The sequence below is a fragment of the Sphingomonas sp. genome (assembly GCF_035944535.1).
In the GTDB taxonomy this organism is placed as follows: domain Bacteria; phylum Pseudomonadota; class Alphaproteobacteria; order Sphingomonadales; family Sphingomonadaceae; genus Sphingomonas_B.
Window position 1 is genome coordinate 85,128 of the sequence record NZ_DASZBC010000001.1, and the last position, 16,873, is coordinate 102,000.

The 16,873-nt window shown below is 63.6% G+C and carries 15 protein-coding genes and 1 tRNA gene; 5 read left to right on the top strand and 11 right to left on the bottom strand.

Annotated elements, in window-relative coordinates; translation table 11 throughout:
• Positions 1-7 precede the first annotated feature (7 nt).
• The 4 genes from VGT77_RS00420 to VGT77_RS00435 form a co-directional block, all read right to left on the bottom strand.
• The gene (locus tag VGT77_RS00420; protein WP_327458460.1) at positions 8-3,220 is read right to left on the bottom strand and encodes a VPS10 domain-containing protein; all 3,213 of its coding nucleotides are present in this window, start codon (positions 3,218-3,220) and stop codon (positions 8-10) included.
• A gap of 8 nt (positions 3,221-3,228) precedes the next feature.
• A complete protein-coding gene (locus VGT77_RS00425) occupies positions 3,229-3,993 on the bottom strand; it encodes a hypothetical protein (RefSeq protein WP_327458462.1) in 765 nt (254 codons plus the stop codon).
• Between the two features lie 83 nt (positions 3,994-4,076).
• Positions 4,077-4,307 carry a hypothetical protein gene (locus VGT77_RS00430; RefSeq protein ID WP_327458464.1) on the bottom strand — a complete coding sequence of 77 codons (231 nt, stop codon included), beginning with the start codon at positions 4,305-4,307 and terminating at the stop codon, positions 4,077-4,079.
• Positions 4,308-4,330: 23 nt separating this feature from the next.
• Positions 4,331-4,999: a uracil-DNA glycosylase gene (locus VGT77_RS00435; protein WP_327458466.1), complete on the bottom strand. Its 669-nt coding sequence runs from the start codon at positions 4,997-4,999 to the stop codon at positions 4,331-4,333.
• A gap of 24 nt (positions 5,000-5,023) precedes the next feature.
• Between VGT77_RS00435 and folK the strand changes: the two genes are divergently transcribed.
• Together folK and VGT77_RS00445 are read left to right on the top strand one after the other, a co-directional pair.
• Positions 5,024-5,512, top strand: a complete 489-nt coding sequence (gene folK / locus VGT77_RS00440) for a 2-amino-4-hydroxy-6-hydroxymethyldihydropteridine diphosphokinase (RefSeq protein WP_327458468.1) — start codon at positions 5,024-5,026, stop codon at positions 5,510-5,512.
• Between the two features lie 15 nt (positions 5,513-5,527).
• Positions 5,528-5,603: transfer RNA gene (locus VGT77_RS00445), tRNA-Lys, on the top strand.
• A 293-nt stretch (positions 5,604-5,896) separates the two neighbouring features.
• Here VGT77_RS00445 and VGT77_RS00450 read toward each other — a convergent pair.
• On the bottom strand, positions 5,897-7,558 hold the full coding sequence (locus VGT77_RS00450; RefSeq protein WP_327458470.1) for an amidohydrolase: 1,662 nt from the start codon (positions 7,556-7,558) through the stop codon (positions 5,897-5,899).
• Between the two features lie 310 nt (positions 7,559-7,868).
• Here VGT77_RS00450 and VGT77_RS00455 point away from each other — a divergent pair, with 310 nt between their 5' ends.
• A complete protein-coding gene (locus VGT77_RS00455) occupies positions 7,869-9,092 on the top strand; it encodes a sensor histidine kinase (protein ID WP_327458472.1) in 1,224 nt (407 codons plus the stop codon).
• Positions 9,093-9,602: 510 nt separating this feature from the next.
• Positions 9,603-10,328: a Crp/Fnr family transcriptional regulator gene (locus tag VGT77_RS00460; protein ID WP_327458474.1), complete on the top strand. Its 726-nt coding sequence runs from the start codon at positions 9,603-9,605 to the stop codon at positions 10,326-10,328.
• 15 nt (positions 10,329-10,343) lie between these two features.
• Here the strand turns inward: VGT77_RS00460 and VGT77_RS00465 are convergent, their stop codons facing one another.
• The 6 genes from VGT77_RS00465 to VGT77_RS00490 form a co-directional block, all read right to left on the bottom strand.
• Positions 10,344-11,573 (bottom strand): transporter, encoded by a 1,230-nt coding sequence (locus VGT77_RS00465; RefSeq protein ID WP_327458475.1) that lies wholly within the window; start codon positions 11,571-11,573, stop codon positions 10,344-10,346.
• A complete protein-coding gene (locus tag VGT77_RS00470; protein ID WP_327458477.1) occupies positions 11,573-12,145 on the bottom strand; it encodes a hypothetical protein in 573 nt (190 codons plus the stop codon). Before VGT77_RS00470 ends, VGT77_RS00465 begins: the two co-directional genes overlap by 1 nt.
• Positions 12,146-12,265: 120 nt before the next feature.
• Positions 12,266-12,964 carry a C39 family peptidase gene (locus VGT77_RS00475; RefSeq protein WP_327458479.1) on the bottom strand — a complete coding sequence of 233 codons (699 nt, stop codon included), beginning with the start codon at positions 12,962-12,964 and terminating at the stop codon, positions 12,266-12,268.
• The gene (locus tag VGT77_RS00480; protein WP_327458481.1) at positions 12,961-13,284 is read right to left on the bottom strand and encodes a hypothetical protein; all 324 of its coding nucleotides are present in this window, start codon (positions 13,282-13,284) and stop codon (positions 12,961-12,963) included. Before VGT77_RS00480 ends, VGT77_RS00475 begins: the two co-directional genes overlap by 4 nt.
• Before the next feature lie 66 nt (positions 13,285-13,350).
• Positions 13,351-14,754 carry a hypothetical protein gene (locus VGT77_RS00485; RefSeq protein WP_327458483.1) on the bottom strand — a complete coding sequence of 468 codons (1,404 nt, stop codon included), beginning with the start codon at positions 14,752-14,754 and terminating at the stop codon, positions 13,351-13,353.
• Positions 14,755-14,939: 185 nt separating this feature from the next.
• A complete protein-coding gene (locus VGT77_RS00490; RefSeq protein ID WP_327458485.1) occupies positions 14,940-15,971 on the bottom strand; it encodes a hypothetical protein in 1,032 nt (343 codons plus the stop codon).
• Between the two features lie 502 nt (positions 15,972-16,473).
• Between VGT77_RS00490 and VGT77_RS00495 the strand changes: the two genes are divergently transcribed.
• The coding region (locus tag VGT77_RS00495) for a dienelactone hydrolase family protein (RefSeq protein ID WP_327458487.1) at positions 16,474-16,873 on the top strand (400 nt) is incomplete at its 3' end.

Sequence of the window (16,873 nt, forward strand, 5' to 3'; positions counted from 1 at the left end):
TTTGGCCTTACTCCGTCCGGTCCGCCGCCTTCGTCCGCTTCAGCGCCTTGAAGCTGCCGACATAGCGCCAGCCGATCAGGCCATCCGCCAGCGCGGAGACCGAGCCGCCGCCGACCGGTTCCGGCAGCTTTACGGAAGCCACGTCGAACGACTCGAGGCCGATCGTCACGGCCGCCGACTGCAGCTTCTTCATCGCGTCGCCCTTTAGCGCCGCCCATTCCGCCTCGACCTCGACCAGCTCCTTTTCGAGCGCGTCGATGCGGGCGAGCGCATAGGCGGTCGGCCGCTCCTCAGTCGAAGTGACCAGGCCATAGGCCGTGTCCATCTGCTCGCGGAGCCGCTCCTCGCCGGTGATCGCGCCGCCTTCGGTGGTCGCGACTAGCTTCTTGCGGATCACGTTCGCCTTGTCGGAGAAGGCTTGCGCTTCGGCCTTCTGCGCCGCCGTCGCGTCGGGCTTGGCGGCAATCTGGTCGGCCATTCCGCGGGCTCCGTTGATCTCCATTGTCGTCCGGGTCATCCGCGCGAATAGGCTCTTCACCCGCTCGGCGGCCGCATATTGCTGGGCGCGATCGTCGACGGTGAAGTTGGCGCGGCGGTCGAGTCCGATCACCAGCGGCATGGTCGAGACCTCGCCGCCCTTGGTCAGCCGCACCGTATAGTTGCCCGGCATGATCCGCTGGCCTTGCGTCGAGTTGAAGGCGAGCGAGGCGGCTGGCGGGACGACCGGCGGCTTGGTCCGCATCGCCCAGACGACGCGGTTCAGCCCCTTGCGCTTCGACGCCGGCAGTTCCTCGACGACATTGCCCTTATCATCGAGCACTTCGAGCTTCATCCGCCCGATCACGTGACGCTGCTTCTGATAGTAGGTGATCACCGCACCGGACGGCGGATTCTCGCCCGAGAACACGTCATTGCCCTCAGGCCAGCCGCCATTCCCGAGGATGCGCTGCTGCACCGCCTGGGCCGGCAGCAGCACCGCATTGGCGGCCAGCTTATCGGCCGACAACGCCCTGAGCGGGCTCACATCGTCGATCACCCAGATGCCGCGGCCATGGGTGGCGAGCACCAGATCGTCTTCCCGCTCCTGGATCGCGATGTCGCGCACCGCCACATTGGGGAAGTTGTTCGGCTGGAACTGCGACCAGCTCGCGCCGCCGTCGAGCGACGAGAAAAGGCCGAACTCGGTGCCGACGAACAGCAGGCTCGGGTTGAGCCGATCCTCCTTCACCACATGCGCATAGCCGCGAACGCCTTCTGTCCTGGGTCCAATCAGCGGCTTCCAGGTGCGGCCGTAATCGGCGGTGCGGTAGAGATAGGGCGCGAAGTCGCCGCTCATGTGCCGGTCGACCGTGACATAAGCGACTGCCGGATCGTGGCGACTGGCTTCGACCCAGCTGATCCAGCTGTCCTTCGGCAGCTTCAGGTTCTTGGTGACATTGGTCCAGCTGCCGCCGCCGTCGCGGGTCAGCTGCACATTGCCGTCGTCCGTCCCCACCCAGATCTGGCCGGCGGCTTTGGGACTTTCCGAGATCGAGTAGATGGTCGTGTGCATCTCCGCCGCCGAGTTATCGACGGTGATGCCGCCCGATTGCTCCTGCTGCTGCTTCTTCGGATCGTTGGTGGTGAGATCGGGCGAGATGCGGTCCCAGCTCTTGCCCTGGTCGCGCGTGCGGAACAGGTACTGCGAGCCCATGTAGAGCGTGCCCTTTTCGTGCGGGCTCAGGTGCAGCGGCGTGTTCCAGTTCCAGCGCAGCTTTTCCTTATAGCCGGCTGCGGGCTGGATGAACTTGGCCTGCAGCGTTTTGCGGTTGATCCGCGACAGCGCGCCGCCCTGATATTCGGCATAGACATAATCGGGATCGGTCGGATCGGCGAATACCCAGAAGCCGTCGCCGCCATAGAGATTCTCCCAGCGATGATTGCTGATGCCACCGGGATATTCCTGGTCGCCGACCCAGGACGAGTTGTCCTGCAGGCCGCCATAGACCTGGTACGGGTCCTTATCGTCGACGCTGACATGGTAGAACTGGCTCAACGGCAGGTTCTTGGCGTGCTCCCATTTGTTGCCGCCATCCTTGCTGATCCAGATGCCGCCATCATCGCCGCCGATCAGATGCTTGGGATTGGTCGGATTGATCCAGACATCATGCCAGTCGGCATGGGAAGCGCCGCCCGAGCCCGCGAAGCTCTTGCCGCCGTCTTCGGAGGCAATGACGAAATAGCCCATCTTGAACAGCCGGTCGGCATTGGTCGGGTCGACGACGATCTTGCCGAAATAGAAAGGCCGCCAGACCATGCCCTGGCTGCGGTCGCGCTCCTGGAAGGTCTTGCCGCCGTCTTCCGACACATAGAGTGCCGAGCGGACATTCTCGACGAACGCATAGACGCGCTTCGGATCATTGGGTGCAAACACCACTTCGACGCGGCCCCAGGGCTGCTTCGGCAGGCCGGTCGTGTTGCCGTCGTTGAGCTCGCGCCAGCTGCGGCCGCCGTCGAGCGACTCCAGCATCCGGCTGCCGGAAGGTGCATTGGGGCCGTCGCCGCCGGAGCGGAAGGTCCAGCCCTTGCGGCGGAAATCCCAGGTTCCGGCGAGCAGCCGCTCCGGGTTGGATGGATCCATGTCCACGCCCGAGCAGCCGGTCGACAGGTTGGCGGGCTTGAGCACATGCTGCCAACTCTTGCCGCCATCTGTCGTCTTGTAGAGCCCGCGATCGGCGCTGTCGGACCAGAGCCGGCCCGGCACGCAGACATAGACGGTGTTGCCGTCCTTGGGATGAACCAGGATCTTGACGATCCGCTCACTGGTCGGGAGGCCCATATGCTCCCAGGTGTCGCCGCCGTCGGTCGACTTGTAGATTCCGTTGCCCACCGAGACCGAGTTGCGCGTCCAACTCTCGCCGGTGCCGACCCAGACGGTTTTCGGATTGTTCGGATCGAGGGCGACCGCGCCGATCGACTGGACCGGCTGCTTGTCGAAGATGGGCTTGAAGGTCGTGCCGCCATCTTCGGACTTCCAGACGCCGCCCGAGGCGGCACCGGCGTAAATGGTTGTCTTGCCGTCCTTTTCCTGGCGCGCGGCAAGCGCGGAGATGCGGCCCGACATCTGGGCGGAACCGACATTGCGGATGCCCAGGCCAGAGATGTTGGCGGCAGGAGTCGTGGCGGCGACGGCGGGCGCGGCGATCAGCAGCGCGGTGGTGGCGAGAAGAATGTGGCGCATCGGGCGGCTCACTTCGCGGTCGGAGTGGAGGGGGAAGCAGGCTGGGCGAACATCGCCGGCGTGACCGGCACATTGGCCGTCGCCTTTTCGATCGTCACGCGCTGCCGCTGGCTCGACTGGCCGTCCTGCCAGCTCTCGATCGACATCGGGAAATAGACGCCGGCGACTTTCTCGTAATCGCCCAGCTCATATTCGGTGACCTGCTGCGCACCGCGAATGCGCCGCGTCTCGGTCATCTTGATCGCGAGCATCGTCTCCGGCTCGAGCAGATAGACGAACTCGTCGCCATCCTTCTGCACCACCTTCACCTTGTGCGTGTCGGTGCCGTCGAAATCCTCGCGACCGAGATAGGTGACGACCGAGCCTTCGGCCTTGGCGTTCACCAGGGCGCCGAGGATCGAGCCCGAGTCGGCGGCGGAACGCGCCTCGTCCGCCGACATTGTCTCGGCGTCCTTGCGCCCCTGGAAGGGATTGATCCGCCAGCCACTGCTGCCGTCATAGCCTTGAGTCAGCGTCAGGCCCTGCAGCGCCGCCTCGGTGCGGGAAGCCTGCTTCTCCTTGGCGCGCACTTCCTTGTAGGTGAGCTTGAAGTCGCCCGGGAAGCGCAGCTCGCCTTCGAACTGAACCGAGTTCAGGCCGGCAAAGGCCTGCTCGCCGCCCAAGGCTTCGATGTGGCGCTGCACCAGCGAGTCGGCCGTGGGCCGTGCCTGGGCGATCGCCGCGCCAGGCAGCACGAACGCCGCGGCAGCCGCCGCGCACGTCATCAACTTCATGAAATCCTCCCCTCACGAGCTTATGGGGAGAGGTGTGCGACGAGTCCGGCCGCAGGTCAACGCGGCCAATCGACGAACATCAGTCAGGGACGACGAGCGCGCTCCTCGCGGACCAGCACCGGCCTGATGCAGCCATTTTCAGTCCGCATCACCGTCAGATAGGCGTGGGCCTGCGGCAGTTCGCCCAGCCGTTGAGGACGGCCCGTGGCGCGATCCTGAACCAGGCTGGGCCGCGCCTCGCGGCAGATTGGCAGGGCCCGCGCCAGCTGGAGCGGGGCCGGCACGGCGGCAAGCGAAAGAGCAAGGATCAACATCGCGTCACCTCCTCCTGTCCGGCTTATACTCCCTTTCCGGAGGGGCGAAAAGCCAGTGCACGCTCGAAGACGGCCTCGAACATGTCGCGCGTCAGTCGCCCCGTGTTCTGATTATAGCGCGAGCAGTGATAACTATCGATCAGCACTTCGCCGCCGGCGAAGCGGTGCTCGGCAAGATGGCCGAACTTGCACGCGGCGAGCTTGCCACCGAGTGTCCGCACCGCCGATTGGTGGGCGATCTGGCCGAGTGCGACATAGACGCGGGCGTCGGTAAGCGCGTCGATCTGAGCGGCCAAAAACGGCCGGCAGTTGGCGATCTCCTCCGGCACCGGCTTGTTCTCCGGCGGCAGGCATTTGACCGAGTTGCAGATGGCGACGCCGTCGAGTTCAAAGCCATCGTTGGGGTCCGCGCGGTAGGTGCCGCGCGCCAGGCCGAATTTGGCGAGCGTCTCGAACAGCAGTTCGCCCGCATAGTCGCCGGTGAAGGGCCGGCCGGTGCGGTTGGCGCCGTGCTTGCCGGGTGCAAGGCCGATAATCACCAGCCAGGCATCGCGTTCGCCGAACGCCGGCACCGGCGCGTTCCACCAGTCCGGATATTCGGCGCGAAGCTCCTCGCGAAAGGCGACCAGGCGCGGACAGCGGGGGCAGTCGCGCGGCGGCTCGGTCTCGGGCAGGGGACTGGCAAAGGGCACGACTGCTAGGGTAGGCGCGGTCGGGTGACGGGGACAAGCTATGCCATCGCGATCGGCTCCAACCGCCGCCACTACCGGCATGGCGGCCCCGCGCAAGTGGTCGCAGCGGCTATGGCCGCCCTATCGGCGATCGGCGAAGTGCAGTCGGTGTCGCCGACCATCAGAACCCCGGCCTTGGGCCCGGCCGGCCGCAGCTTCGCCAATGCCGCGCTGCTGCTGCGCACGGACCTTGCCCCCCCTGCCCTGCTCCACGGGCTGAAGGGGCTGGAACGCAGCTTCGGCCGGCGCCCCGGCCGCCGCTGGGGGCCTCGCGTGCTCGATCTCGACATCATCCTCTGGTCCGAAGGCAGCTGGTCCGACGCGATCCTGACGGTGCCCCACCCGGCGTTCCGCACCCGCCGCTTCGTGCTGCAGCCTTTGTCCGAGATCGCCCCCGATTGGCGCGACCCGCTGACCGGCCGCACCGTCCGCCACCTCGCCCACGCGGTTGACCGCCGCCGCCCCCGCGCCTAGGGCACGCCCTCGCAAGGGCCCTTAGCTCAGTCGGTAGAGCAACTGACTTTTAATCAGTAGGTCGCTGGTTCGAATCCAGCAGGGCTCACCATCCAGTCCGGCCGGCCGAGACCATCTCGCCGCTGGGTCCCCGATGCGCCAGGAAAGCGGCGAGTTCACGGGACCTTAGGTCCGAATGTCCCCTGCCCACGCAGGACAGAGACTCTCATTACGGGCTCTAGTTGGCAAACATCGGGGCGATTGTCTCTTACGCCCTGCTCCACGTGTCCGCATGGCCGGCTTGCGCCCGTTCCGGTCAGTGATGTAGCTCAGTGACGACGGCAACGATAACACCGTTAGTAGTCGTAAGGCAGATGTCAGCACTGCGCCCTCACCTAAGCTGAGCTAGTTCCTAAGAGCGGAGTCCTCATGCACGGCTCGGCCATCCACCAACGTTAGCAGGCTCCTGGTTGCAGGCAGGCGCTCGAGGGGAGCGGTCAGGATGTCTTGCGACAATACGGCCAGATCAGCTGCCTTACCTACGGCGATGGCTCCCTTTCTCTTCTCCGCTTGTTCTGCGTAAGCGGCGCCACTGGTGTAGGCGATAAGCGCCTGCTCACGGGTAAGCGCCTCTGCCGGGTTCCGGTCGTAGCGGACCGCCAGCATGATGTTGAGAAATGGGTTGGCCACTTCGCCGCCTGCGTCCGAACCTAGGGCGAGCGGTACACCCGAGGTCACGACTGATTTGAGGAGCTGGAAATCTCGAGCGCGCTTCTCGCCCAGCCGAGTGACCATCATTTCACCGCCGGTCTCGTCTCGAGAGGGCGCGACATGAAGCGGGTTCTCCACCAGAATCACGCCAAGCCGCTTAGCCATGGGTAATAGATCAGGCGTCAGCCCGTCGCCATGTTCGATGCGGACGCGCTGGTGCCTCCAAGTGGCGGCGGGTGCGACCTCCTCCATCAGACCAAAGAGCCTCGCCATCTCTCCATCGCCAGACACGTGCAAGGCAAGCTGTCGCCGCTCCTTCAGTGCACCGCGAAGTATCTGCCGGACCTCCTCGGGAGTGTAGTTGGGACGGCCCTTGTTGCCGGGCGAACCTTGATAAGCTTCGCGCAGGTGTGCGTCGCGCTCGATCGGCGTCGCATCGAGCATCCATTTGGACCCGGCGATCCGCACCAGAGGTGAAGCCGCGCCAGCTGTGCTGAACTCACCCCATGCTTCATCGATAGCTGAGTTGGGCAGCCCCCACGCGTAGATGCTCCATTTGATGGTGGGCGTAGCCGAACTGAGTGCTGCCAGCGTCGACTTCAGCGACAGGTTATTGGCCATCTGATGGAAGCTGGTGACGCCCCAGCGTGCATATTGCGCACCAGTAGCGGCGAAAATCTTGGCCGCCTCCGCAGGCGATACAGCTTCTGACAAACGTCGGATGACCCTAATCTCGGCGCGCTCCCGAATGCGACCGTTCAGCCGGCCTTCGGCCGTCCGGCCGTACCAGCCTCCCACCGGGTCGGGATCACTGTCCTTGATGCCCAGTACTTCCAGTGCACGGCTATTCACCGTCATTCCGTGGCCCCACCATGGACGAAGCAACACGGGCGTGTCAGGCGCGACACCGTCAAGAGCAGTACGCCAATCCCGCTGATCCGCCATTATTGCTGCGCCGATGGTGCCCAGCAGCCAGCCTCGCTCGGTGACGGCTGCCCGGCGCACGGCATCGAGCGCCTGATCAGGCGTTGGGCCAGGCCAAGGCAAACCTGGCAGCTCCACAATTTTCCCGGCCGGATAGGGGCCAGCGTGTCCGTGTGCTTCGATCAGTCCAGGAACAACCAGATGTCCGCCGGCATCGATAACGCGGGTGCCTTTTCCTGCGAGTTTCCGCGCGCCTTCAGTGCTGCCGACGAAGGCTATGCTCCCTTTCTCTACCGCAACCGCCTGGGCGTATGGTAGCTTCTGATCCGCTGTGAAGATCTTTGCATTTAGGATTACAAGATCAGGCGCTGCCAAGGATGCTGTGGTGCTTGCGAGCCACGTCATAGCAATCGCGTACGGTAGAATGCGCATCTTCGCAGCGCCCTCCCTTCAAGAGACCTGATACGGCGATGCTATTCGACCGAGCGCAAAAGGGAACCGCATTAGGCAGGCGTGCGCCCATAGCTGCCCTTCGCAGTGCAGCCGTAAACGTCCGCTAACGACCCGCAGCGGACCTCCGTCAGTAGGGCCTGCACACACAAGGCGGCCGGGATTTGACCACGTGAGTTCGTATTCGAGATGAGCCGACAGTTTCGAGACGATCGCCGGCCTGATCCACGTTGCTTGTATAAGCCCCTCCAACCGTGATTATGTCCGCGCGCCATTACAACAGGGGGCAGGCATGGCTACAGACCTCAGCGTAGATCAGCTGCTGATCACCCAAGAGCTGTACCAGAGAGTCCAGCGTGCGCCGGATCTTAGCGCGGAGTTATCTGCTCATCGCGAGCTGTCCGAGCTCATGACCGCAGATCCCCAGCTGGCAATCGACCGCTTCCTTGATCTGGCGCTGGAGCTTTGCCCGGCGGCCGGATCATCGGGGTTAAGCGAGCTTGGTGTCGATGAGGACGGCGGGCCCGTGTTCGTCTGGACGAGCCTGAAGGGCGAGTTTGCACCCTATGTGGGTGGGACCACACCGCGTGACTTCTCCCCTTGTGGCCTGTGCCTTGATCATCACCACACGATCCTTGTCGATCGTCCGGCTCGCGTGTTCACTTACTTCGACGACGCTGAAGCGGAGATTGTCGAGGGACTTGTCGTGCCGCTCTACGATACCGGCAAGCGCCCGATAGGAACATTGTGGGTCGTCTCGCATGAGCCTGACCGACAGTTTTGCGCCACTGATGCTCGCGTCATGGAGCAGCTTGCGGTGCAGCTCGTCCTCGCGATCAAGCTACGCCGCAAGGCCAAGCTCATGGACGAGCTGAAGCAAGTTGCTCGCGACAAGGACGACCTTGTAGAAGAGGTGCATCACCGTGTGAAGAACACGATCCAGCTCGCAGCCTCCCTCCTCACCTTTCAGGCCGGCTCGGCCGAGACGAGTGGTGAACGCGCCGTCCTTCTCGAAGCACAGTCCAGGTTGATGGTCCTCGCCCGTGTTCACGAGGCGCTGCACCAAACCAGCGGAGGCGGCGGGCCGCAGCAGGTGAGGATGGCTGCGCTTCTCGATACGCTATGCTCATCGCTAGGAACGACAGTTCCGAAGGGCAGCGATATCCGCATCGTCCATCAGTGCGACGATCTGGTGATGGGTACCGAGCGCGTGACGCCCATTGGCCTGATCATCAACGAGGCAGTCACCAATGCGCTTAAGCACGCGTATCCGGCAGGCGGTTCAGGCTTGGTAGAGGTCAAGTTGGTCGAAAACGGTCCTTACACCGAGTTGTCGATCTCCGACGATGGTGCCGGGATCACAAGGCCGGTTCGGGACGGTAGCTTGGGCATGAAGCTGATGAAGGGGCTGTCTCGTCAGCTTGGCGGTAGTCTGGAGATCGCATCCGAATGCGGAACTCAGGTGGCTGTCCGCTTCAAGAGCACGGTTCGGCCGAAGGTCACTTCTCAGAGCTGACCTCATCCAGCTGGTGCTTTGCCTGATCTCCGCATCTGTGAACGCAAAAGGATGCTCCACGCCTTAATGATCACGGGCGTAGGGAGGGCCGCGACTTGGCGGCCAGACTCATTCCGCTCCGTCGAGCTTCTCAGTCACGACCTCGTTCAGACGTCAGTAGGAAGGGCTCCGCAGGAATGTTCCGTCGTCTGGGAGATCCTCGCCGGCGATCGTCAATGTTCTAGAAGTGGCGACGCGCTTCGCATCGGACGGAGTGCATTCACTCGGTGAGCTGGCTCAAGGCCGTCCACCTCACCCGGAACCGAAGACGGCCTTAAGCCTCTCCTATGACATGGCGATGCAAAGGCCGCCGTTCGCGGCCGGACAGGGGGCCAACGGAGAGCAGGTACAGCTTGCCAACTTGACCGGTACACGAGCGTACCGAGCCGCGTCTCCGCCGATGCGTCTGTTAACGCTGTGAAGAGTTTCAACTAGTAGCCCAGCTTGCATCCCATCGTCTGACGGAAATCCATGCCTGCAGCGACGAGACAGACGCCCAACCTGCTGATCCGATCGCTGAGCGATGCGGATTTCGGACTGCTCGAAACCGCCTTGGAGCGTGTCCCGCTTCACAAGGAAGATGTGATCTCGCCCCTCGGTAGTCGCGTCGACAGCGTGTGCTTTCCGGAGTCCGGGATCGCCTCCTACGCCTCGATCGGCCTAGGCGGCGAGCGGACCGGGATCGGCATCATCGGTTTCGAAGGGCTGGTCGGCGCGCACGTGCTGTTGGGTTGCGATGTCTCGCCGCACGAGGTGACCGCCACCTATGGTGGCGGCGTCGCGCTGCGTTGCTCGACCGATCACCTGCTGAGCGCATGCGGGCAGAGCGAGACTCTGCGATCCGTGCTCAACCTGTTCGTGCAGAGCTTCATCATCCAACTCACGCATACGGCTGTTTCGAACCTCAACGACTCCGTCGAACGCCGCCTGTCGCGCTGGCTGTTGATGAACCACGACCGGCTGGCGGGCGACGAAATCGAGCTCACTCATGCGGAAATCGGCGTGATGCTGGGGGTGCGCCGCGCCAGCGTGACCGATGCCTTGCACCTGCTGGAGGGCGAAGGGCTGATCCGCTCGAGCCGCCGCCTGATCACCATTTGCAACAGGAGCGGCTTGAGGCGCGCGGCCGGCGAGAATTACGGGAAAGCCGAAGCCGAGTATGTCCGCCTGATCGCGCCCTTTGGCAAGGACGGGTGAGACCCCCGCCGCCGTCTATCGCCCGCCCAACAGGATGATCGGCACGCGGATCACCGTCCGCAGGTCGGCGGCATCCTCTGTCGCGCCTACCTCGACTGCCCAGTTCAGGCTCGCCCGGTCGTTGACACGGTAGGTGACCCCGAACAGGAAGCGGCCGATCTGGAGGTCGCGGGACGTGGTGGTGACCTGCGGCCCGAGCACGCCCTGCGCGTCTTCGGAGCGGACCCAGGTGCGCGTGCCGAAGCCCCAGGTGTGAGCATAGCCCAGATTGATCGACGTGCGCTGGTTCAGGGAAACGCCGATGCCGGCGCTGGCGAACACCGCGTCGGCGGGATCGACCCGGTCGATCTGTACCGGCGGGATGCGCGCATCGACGTTCCTGGCCAGATTGAAATTATACCCGACCGTTCCGAAAAGCACGGCGGGATCGGTTTGCAGGATGCCCGTCAGGCTGGGCGAAATTCCGTAGAAGCCAGCGCCCGTCGCTGCTTCCAGGGCACGGCCGGTATCGTCACGAGGCACATTGAAGGGATTGCTGCCGGTCGGGAACACGGCTTGCAGGTTCGCGATCAGGAAAGGCCGCCCGGCCTGGGCGCGGGTGAGCTGATAGCGCGCGGAAACCTCGACATCGCCGATGCCATCTCCACGCGCCGAATTGTCGATGGTGGCGGCGGCATCATTGCCGGTCGAACCAGCGATCGGCGCCAGAATAGAGGCGTCGTTGCGATAGACGTAGGGCAGGCGGACGCCGACTTCGAATCGGTCCGTGATCCCGTAACGCAGGCCGAGCGCCGCGGTGAGAATATCCTGTCGACTTTCGTTGATGTCGAAGACGCCGACCAGCACTGACTCGACGAGCTCGATGCCGCGGAAGATCGCGCGGTTGCGGTCGGCGCGCGCATATTCGGCGGTGAGCTCGCCGGTCAATTGCCCGGCCCGCGTGATCACATTGCCCTGGTCGCCGAGCACCGCCACTTGCGGCATCTGGTCGAAGTCGGACGGCGCGGCACCGACCGTTTCCACCGGCGCCTGACCGGTGCGCAGCCCGGGCGAAGGAACAACGCCACTACCGTTCGCCGCGCTTACCGACTGCAATCGCGCTTCCAGCGCGCGTAGCCGCTCATCCTGCCGCTGCAACTGCTCGCGCTGGGCGGTGACTTCGGCCCGCAGGGATTCGATCGTATCCTGCGCGAGCGCGGGCGCGGAGGTCGCGGCAAGCAGCAGTGTGATCGCGGCCCGGCGCATCAACGGACCACCAGCCGGCGCACGGTCTCGGCCCCGATCGCCTCGGCGCGGAGTAGGGCAGAGCCCAGGTTCATCGCGGTCGCACCGCGCAGATCTACCGCAATGGTCGTGGAACTGTCGATCGACCGTTCATTGGCGGTGTTGGCGACGACGGAGCCGAAGGCAGCGCCGAACAAGTGGCTTGCATCGATACCGTCGCCCTCGATCCGCGAGCGTATGCCTTGCGGAAGTTCGGAGACGGAGACGCGCCCCCCCGCCGTTTCGACCGGACCGGAAGCGAGATCGAGTGGCGGGAGTGTGTCGCCGCTTTCGGTCGGGGTGCCACTGGCGCCGACCTTCACGCTGCCCGTCGGCAGGGCGACCTGTCTGGCAATGCTGATGCCGTTTTGCCGGTCGAAATTGATGCTGACCGTCCCTTGAGAGGCTCGTGCCGTGTTGCCCGCAGCCTGCCCCGGCACCATCTCGCCGACGCGGGGCGCGAACACTTGCAGCGACGGCACGCCCTCATAGACGCGGTACACGCTTCGCAACAGCAAGCCGCCATTGACGCTGGTTTCAGTCTGCACGGTCATGGTTGCTTCCAGTCCTCCGGGAAGTCTGAAACCGCCCCGCATGGCCGACAGTTCCGTGTCCGTAACGGGAGGCGCCGCAAAAGCTGCGGCGCCGGTGAGAGCGAGCATGGAGAGCATTTCTCAAAAATCCCGGTAAAAGGGCGCGGTCAAGGCCAACGCCTGCTGACTGATCGGATCGGTGAAGCGCGCTCCCAGCGGCGCTCGCGGCAAGCTCGCCCATTGCAGGCCTGTGTTGAAGGCCTTGCGGCCACGATCCTTTTCGGCGTTCAGGACGAAATACACGCCATTCCAGAGCGCCTGAAATTCGTCTCGCGGCACGGCCCGAAGCCCAACGGAGGAGTCCCCGATCAACACCTCGCGGTCGCTGACCCCCTTCACCACGACGAAATGGCGATAATTTTTGACGGTGATGAGGGCGATGCCGGGAATGGCCGTTTTCTGAATTTGATCGAGCGAGACCTTGAACCCATCGGCTGCAAGGCCAATGCCGGACAGATAGCGCTTCATGTCGAGGAGGGAAAAGCCGACCTTTCGGATCGCATCCCGATCGCCGTCGCGCCACATGCCAAGAAACGCCTCCTGCTCGCCCATAGCGCGCCCGTAGTGAAAGCGCAGCAAGGTCGCGAGCGCGGCCGAGCCGCAGCTGAAGTCATATCTCTGCCGGACAATGCCGGCGAATTTCTGCTCCTCCATGCTGCGGACCGGCATCAGCAGGTCACCGGTTCCGCCCATGCTGGTCGTGACGCGATGGCTGCTCGAAAGCGACGCCGAGCAGCCGGCCAGCAAAGCCGAGGCGCAGATCGAGGCCGCTGCCTTCATTGGCCCGGATTGATCGCGATGTTCACATTCATGGCGCTGTTCATCGACACGTTATTGCCGGTGTTGACGTTCAGCAGCGACAGACCCTGCAGGTTCTGAAAGGCCTGGGCATCGATGCGGACATCACCGGTGGCGACATTGTCGCCGACACTGTTTTCCGAAACGGCGCTGGTCTGTTCGGACCGGGCAAGCATCGAAGTGTCCGCACGGCCGGCGATCACCCGCAGCGCGGTGTCGGACACAGGTGCCACTTCGAATGCTTCCTGCGCCACTGCCGGGGATGCCATGGCGAGTGCGAGGAAAAAGAGGGGGCGGATCATCGTCTGAAAACTCCAGGGAGAAAGAGGCCGGGCCGGCGAATGCTCGCCGGCCCGGGAGTCACCTGGCTATTGCGGAGCGCCGAAGCTCACATCGCCTGTCGAAGCAGTGACGTTGACGCTCGCATTCTGCGATGCGCCGACGCCGGTGTTCAGGTTCATCGACTGCATGCCAGCGAAGTTCTGGAAGGCGCTGCCGCCGACGCTCATGCCATTATTGGCCGCGGGGGCACCGCCCGACTCGCCGCCGGCGAAGCTGACGCTGACGCCCGTGACGTAGCTGGACAGGGTCGACGACGATACGATCGAGCCGTCGCCGAACGCGTTCTGCGTGGCGGCGCCGCCTGTGTGCGCCGTCGAGCTGTTGTTGCTGTAAGCGACGGAGTTGTCCGAACGATCGGAGTTGTCGGAACGGTCCGAGTTGTCGGAGTTGTCGTTGTAGCTGCCGTCAACCGAGTTGTCGGAGCTGTCCGAGCTGTCGTTATTGCTGTTCCGCGTCGAATTGTCGGAGCGATCCGAATTGTCGGAGTTGTCCGAGTTGTCGGAGCGATCCGAGTTGTCGGTGTTGTCCGTCGCCGTGCCACCATTGTTGGCCGCGACCCGGCCGCCATTGGCGGCGCTGTTGTCCGAGCGATCCGAGTTGTCGGAATTGTCCGAGTTGTCCGAACGGTCTGAGTTGTCCGAATTGTCGGTATTCGTCGTCGTGGTGGTGGTGGTCGAGTTGTCGTTGTTGCTGTCGTTCATCGAATTGTCCGAACGATCCGAATTGTCGGAGTTGTCGGTGTTGGTCGTCGTCGTGGTCGAGCTGTCGTTGTTGATGTTCCGCGTCGAGTTGTCGGACCGATCCGAGTTGTCGGAATTGTCGGAGCTGTCGTTGTAGCTTCCGTTGGTCGAGTTGTCCGAATTATCCGATCGATCCGAGTTGTCGGAGGCGTCGGTGTTGGTTGTGGTCGAGTTGTCGTTGTTGCTGTCGTTCATTGAGTTGTTCGACCGGTCCGAGTTATCGGAGTTGTCGGTGTTGTTCGTGACCGAATTGTCGTTGTTGCTGCCATTGACCGAGTTGTCGGAACGGTCGGAGTTGTCCGAGCGATCGGAATTGTCCGGGGCGTCGGTGTTGGTGGTGGTGCTGTTGTCGTTGTTGCTGCCGTTGGTCGAATTGTCGGACCGGTCGGAATTGTCCGAATTGTCCGTGTTGTAGGTCGCCGTGTTGTTGCTGCTGTTCGTCGACGCATTCGTGCTAGTGTTATTGCTGCTGTTGGTAGACGAGTTGGTGCTGGTCTGAGTGCTGGTCGAGTTGTCGGTATTGTCCACCGCAGTGCCGCCGTTGTTCGCGCCGACGGTGCCGGCATTAGCCATGCTGTTGTCGCTGTTATCGGTATTGACCGTCGTGGTACCCGGATCGGTTTGAGCCGTGGCGGGAGCCGTGAGCATGAGCGCAACAAGGGCGCTGGACGCCAGGAGTGTTTTCTTCATCGGGACGCATCCTCCACAAGTACTGGACGCCACGTCTGTTCGGGGAGCCGCGGCGGCGCCGAGTCAAATCGGCACCACTGCTGTTTCGTTCATCTCGGAGAAAGTCTTTCCCCCCGTCCAGAACTACTTGCCCCCCCAGGCCAAGCCCTCAACTCCCCCTGTTCGGGGGTGGTTTTGAACGCCCGTCAAACGATACGGAAGCGACCGGTCGGCAGCGCCCTCACGGCACTGGCGATCAGCAGACCGATCAGCTCGGGTTGGCGGTTGGTATCCGTTTTGAGGAAGACTTGCTTGAGGTAAGAGCGCGCGGTCTGCGGCTTGATCCGCAGCGTCGCCGCGGCGTCATCCAGCGTCGCGCCCTTGGCGAGCTGGCAGGCCAGTCGGGTCTCTACCGGGGATAGTCGGTAATGCGCGCAGATCGGCTCCAAGCCCTGCAGCACATCGCGATCGGGATCGATGATGCGCAATATGGCGCCGGCGTCGCTCGCCGCCTCCCGGTCGCATTGCGCTGAACTGACGCAGACCAGCAGCGGCCGCAGGGGGTGCCGGCGCTTCAAGAGGACGACTGGCGTCTCTTCATGGTCTTCGTTTGCGCAGACATGCTCGATCGCGATCTGCAGGCGCACCGCGTCGCCCAGGCCACGCGCGCTGATCCCGTCGCCCTTGCGCCGCAAATAATCGCCGGAATCGAGCAGCTGCTCGGCGATGCTGTTGGCGAAAATCAATGAAGCGTCGCTGCCCAGAAGAATGATGCCGAGTTCCGATCGGTCGAGCGCCGCCTCGTAGCTTGCCGTCCGCAGAGCGGCGTCGCGGCGCTGTTCGACCGCGGACCCCAAGGCCTGCAGACCGGGCACGAAGAGAGCCATGATCCGTCCGACATCGCTGCTCGGCTCCTGCGAAAAGCGGGCGAAGAAAAGGATCGAAAGCTCGCCCCCGGCGATATCGATGCTGGACGTCAGCCACAGCCCGTCACTGCCATGCCGCCACCTCGGCTCGCGGCTGTTATCGTCCGCGAGCAGGAAGGGCGCCCGGGGCGGGCGAGCGTCCGCGGCGAGCGCACCAGTGTGGGCGAGCAGCGTCTCACCGCCGCCTTTTCTTCGCAGCACGATCGTCGCGCCGTCGGCAGCCAGCGCCTCTGCGACAGAATCCACGATCAGGCGGGCCGCCGGGGCCAGCGTGTCCCTCTCGCCAGCGGCAATCGGCGGGGCAGATGCCAAATTGGTCGCAAGGCCGCCTGGATGCACTTCTCTATCCCTGTCGTGTCGTGCCACTCAAGAATTACAGTGGGATGAGGGCGCAGATGATCGATGAACCAAGACCAGAGCCCGAGGTTCCTCTTCGAGTTTGTACGGCCGCGTACGAACTGAAACTGCGGTGCTGCCCTCACTTCGTTACGGTTACATAAGCAATGCGCTGGTTAGCTCCTCAGCTCTATTCGACTTCTACCGCCTCGCCTCGAGGTGCAGACAGGTAGGTTTGGGGTACGTCGCAGCCAGAAGTGCCTTCGCATTGGGTGGCGAGTGCCCTGGAGGCGCTCGCCAGCCGATTTCGTCATGTGTCTCTTTAGAGCTTCGGTGCAGCAGCTGAAGAGCGCGAGACTGGCAGAACTTGGCCGTCCGCGGACGTTCAGTCACAAGCTCATAATGGCCGCTAAGGGCGCAACTTGGCCCTTGGGATGGTGGCGGAACATGGGGGCCACTCCCGCGTCGAGCCGCACCTATGAAGAACGACATTGAGATCAACGCAGATCCATGGGCCTACCAAGACGGCGGTGTCCAACTCAGAGGCGAGCTGTACCGCCCTCCGACTGTTTCGAACGGCGCTGCCGTTCTCGTTGTACATGAAGCAGACGGCATTGGCGGTAACGTCCGGGAGCACTGCAGGCGGCTAGCCAAACTCGGCTACATTGCCGCGGCGGCAGACATGCATGGTGAAGGCCGCGTCCTCCAAGGGGACGAGATGCACGCAGCTCTTGCGACATTCCGAGCTGACCCGGCGCATCTCCGTCGCCGGGTGCGCGCTGCCCTAGACGCGCTCTGCGAGCTCGATGGTGTGCAGGCCAACCGTGTTGCCGCGATCGGGTTCTGCTTCGGCGGCATGACAGTTCTGGAGCTTGCGC

Coding starts and splice junctions, on each gene's coding strand:
- VGT77_RS00420 (WP_327458460.1), bottom strand. CDS start 3,220: ATGCGCCACATTCTTCTCGCCACCACCGCGCTGCTGATCGCCGCGCCC.
- VGT77_RS00425 (WP_327458462.1), bottom strand. CDS start 3,993: ATGAAGTTGATGACGTGCGCGGCGGCTGCCGCGGCGTTCGTGCTGCCT.
- VGT77_RS00430 (WP_327458464.1), bottom strand. CDS start 4,307: ATGTTGATCCTTGCTCTTTCGCTTGCCGCCGTGCCGGCCCCGCTCCAG.
- VGT77_RS00450 (WP_327458470.1), bottom strand. CDS start 7,558: ATGCGCATTCTACCGTACGCGATTGCTATGACGTGGCTCGCAAGCACC.
- VGT77_RS00455 (WP_327458472.1), top strand. CDS start 7,869: ATGGCTACAGACCTCAGCGTAGATCAGCTGCTGATCACCCAAGAGCTG.
- VGT77_RS00460 (WP_327458474.1), top strand. CDS start 9,603: ATGCCTGCAGCGACGAGACAGACGCCCAACCTGCTGATCCGATCGCTG.
- VGT77_RS00465 (WP_327458475.1), bottom strand. CDS start 11,573: ATGCGCCGGGCCGCGATCACACTGCTGCTTGCCGCGACCTCCGCGCCC.
- VGT77_RS00470 (WP_327458477.1), bottom strand. CDS start 12,145: ATGACCGTGCAGACTGAAACCAGCGTCAATGGCGGCTTGCTGTTGCGA.
- VGT77_RS00475 (WP_327458479.1), bottom strand. CDS start 12,964: ATGAAGGCAGCGGCCTCGATCTGCGCCTCGGCTTTGCTGGCCGGCTGC.
- VGT77_RS00480 (WP_327458481.1), bottom strand. CDS start 13,284: ATGATCCGCCCCCTCTTTTTCCTCGCACTCGCCATGGCATCCCCGGCA.
- VGT77_RS00485 (WP_327458483.1), bottom strand. CDS start 14,754: ATGAAGAAAACACTCCTGGCGTCCAGCGCCCTTGTTGCGCTCATGCTC.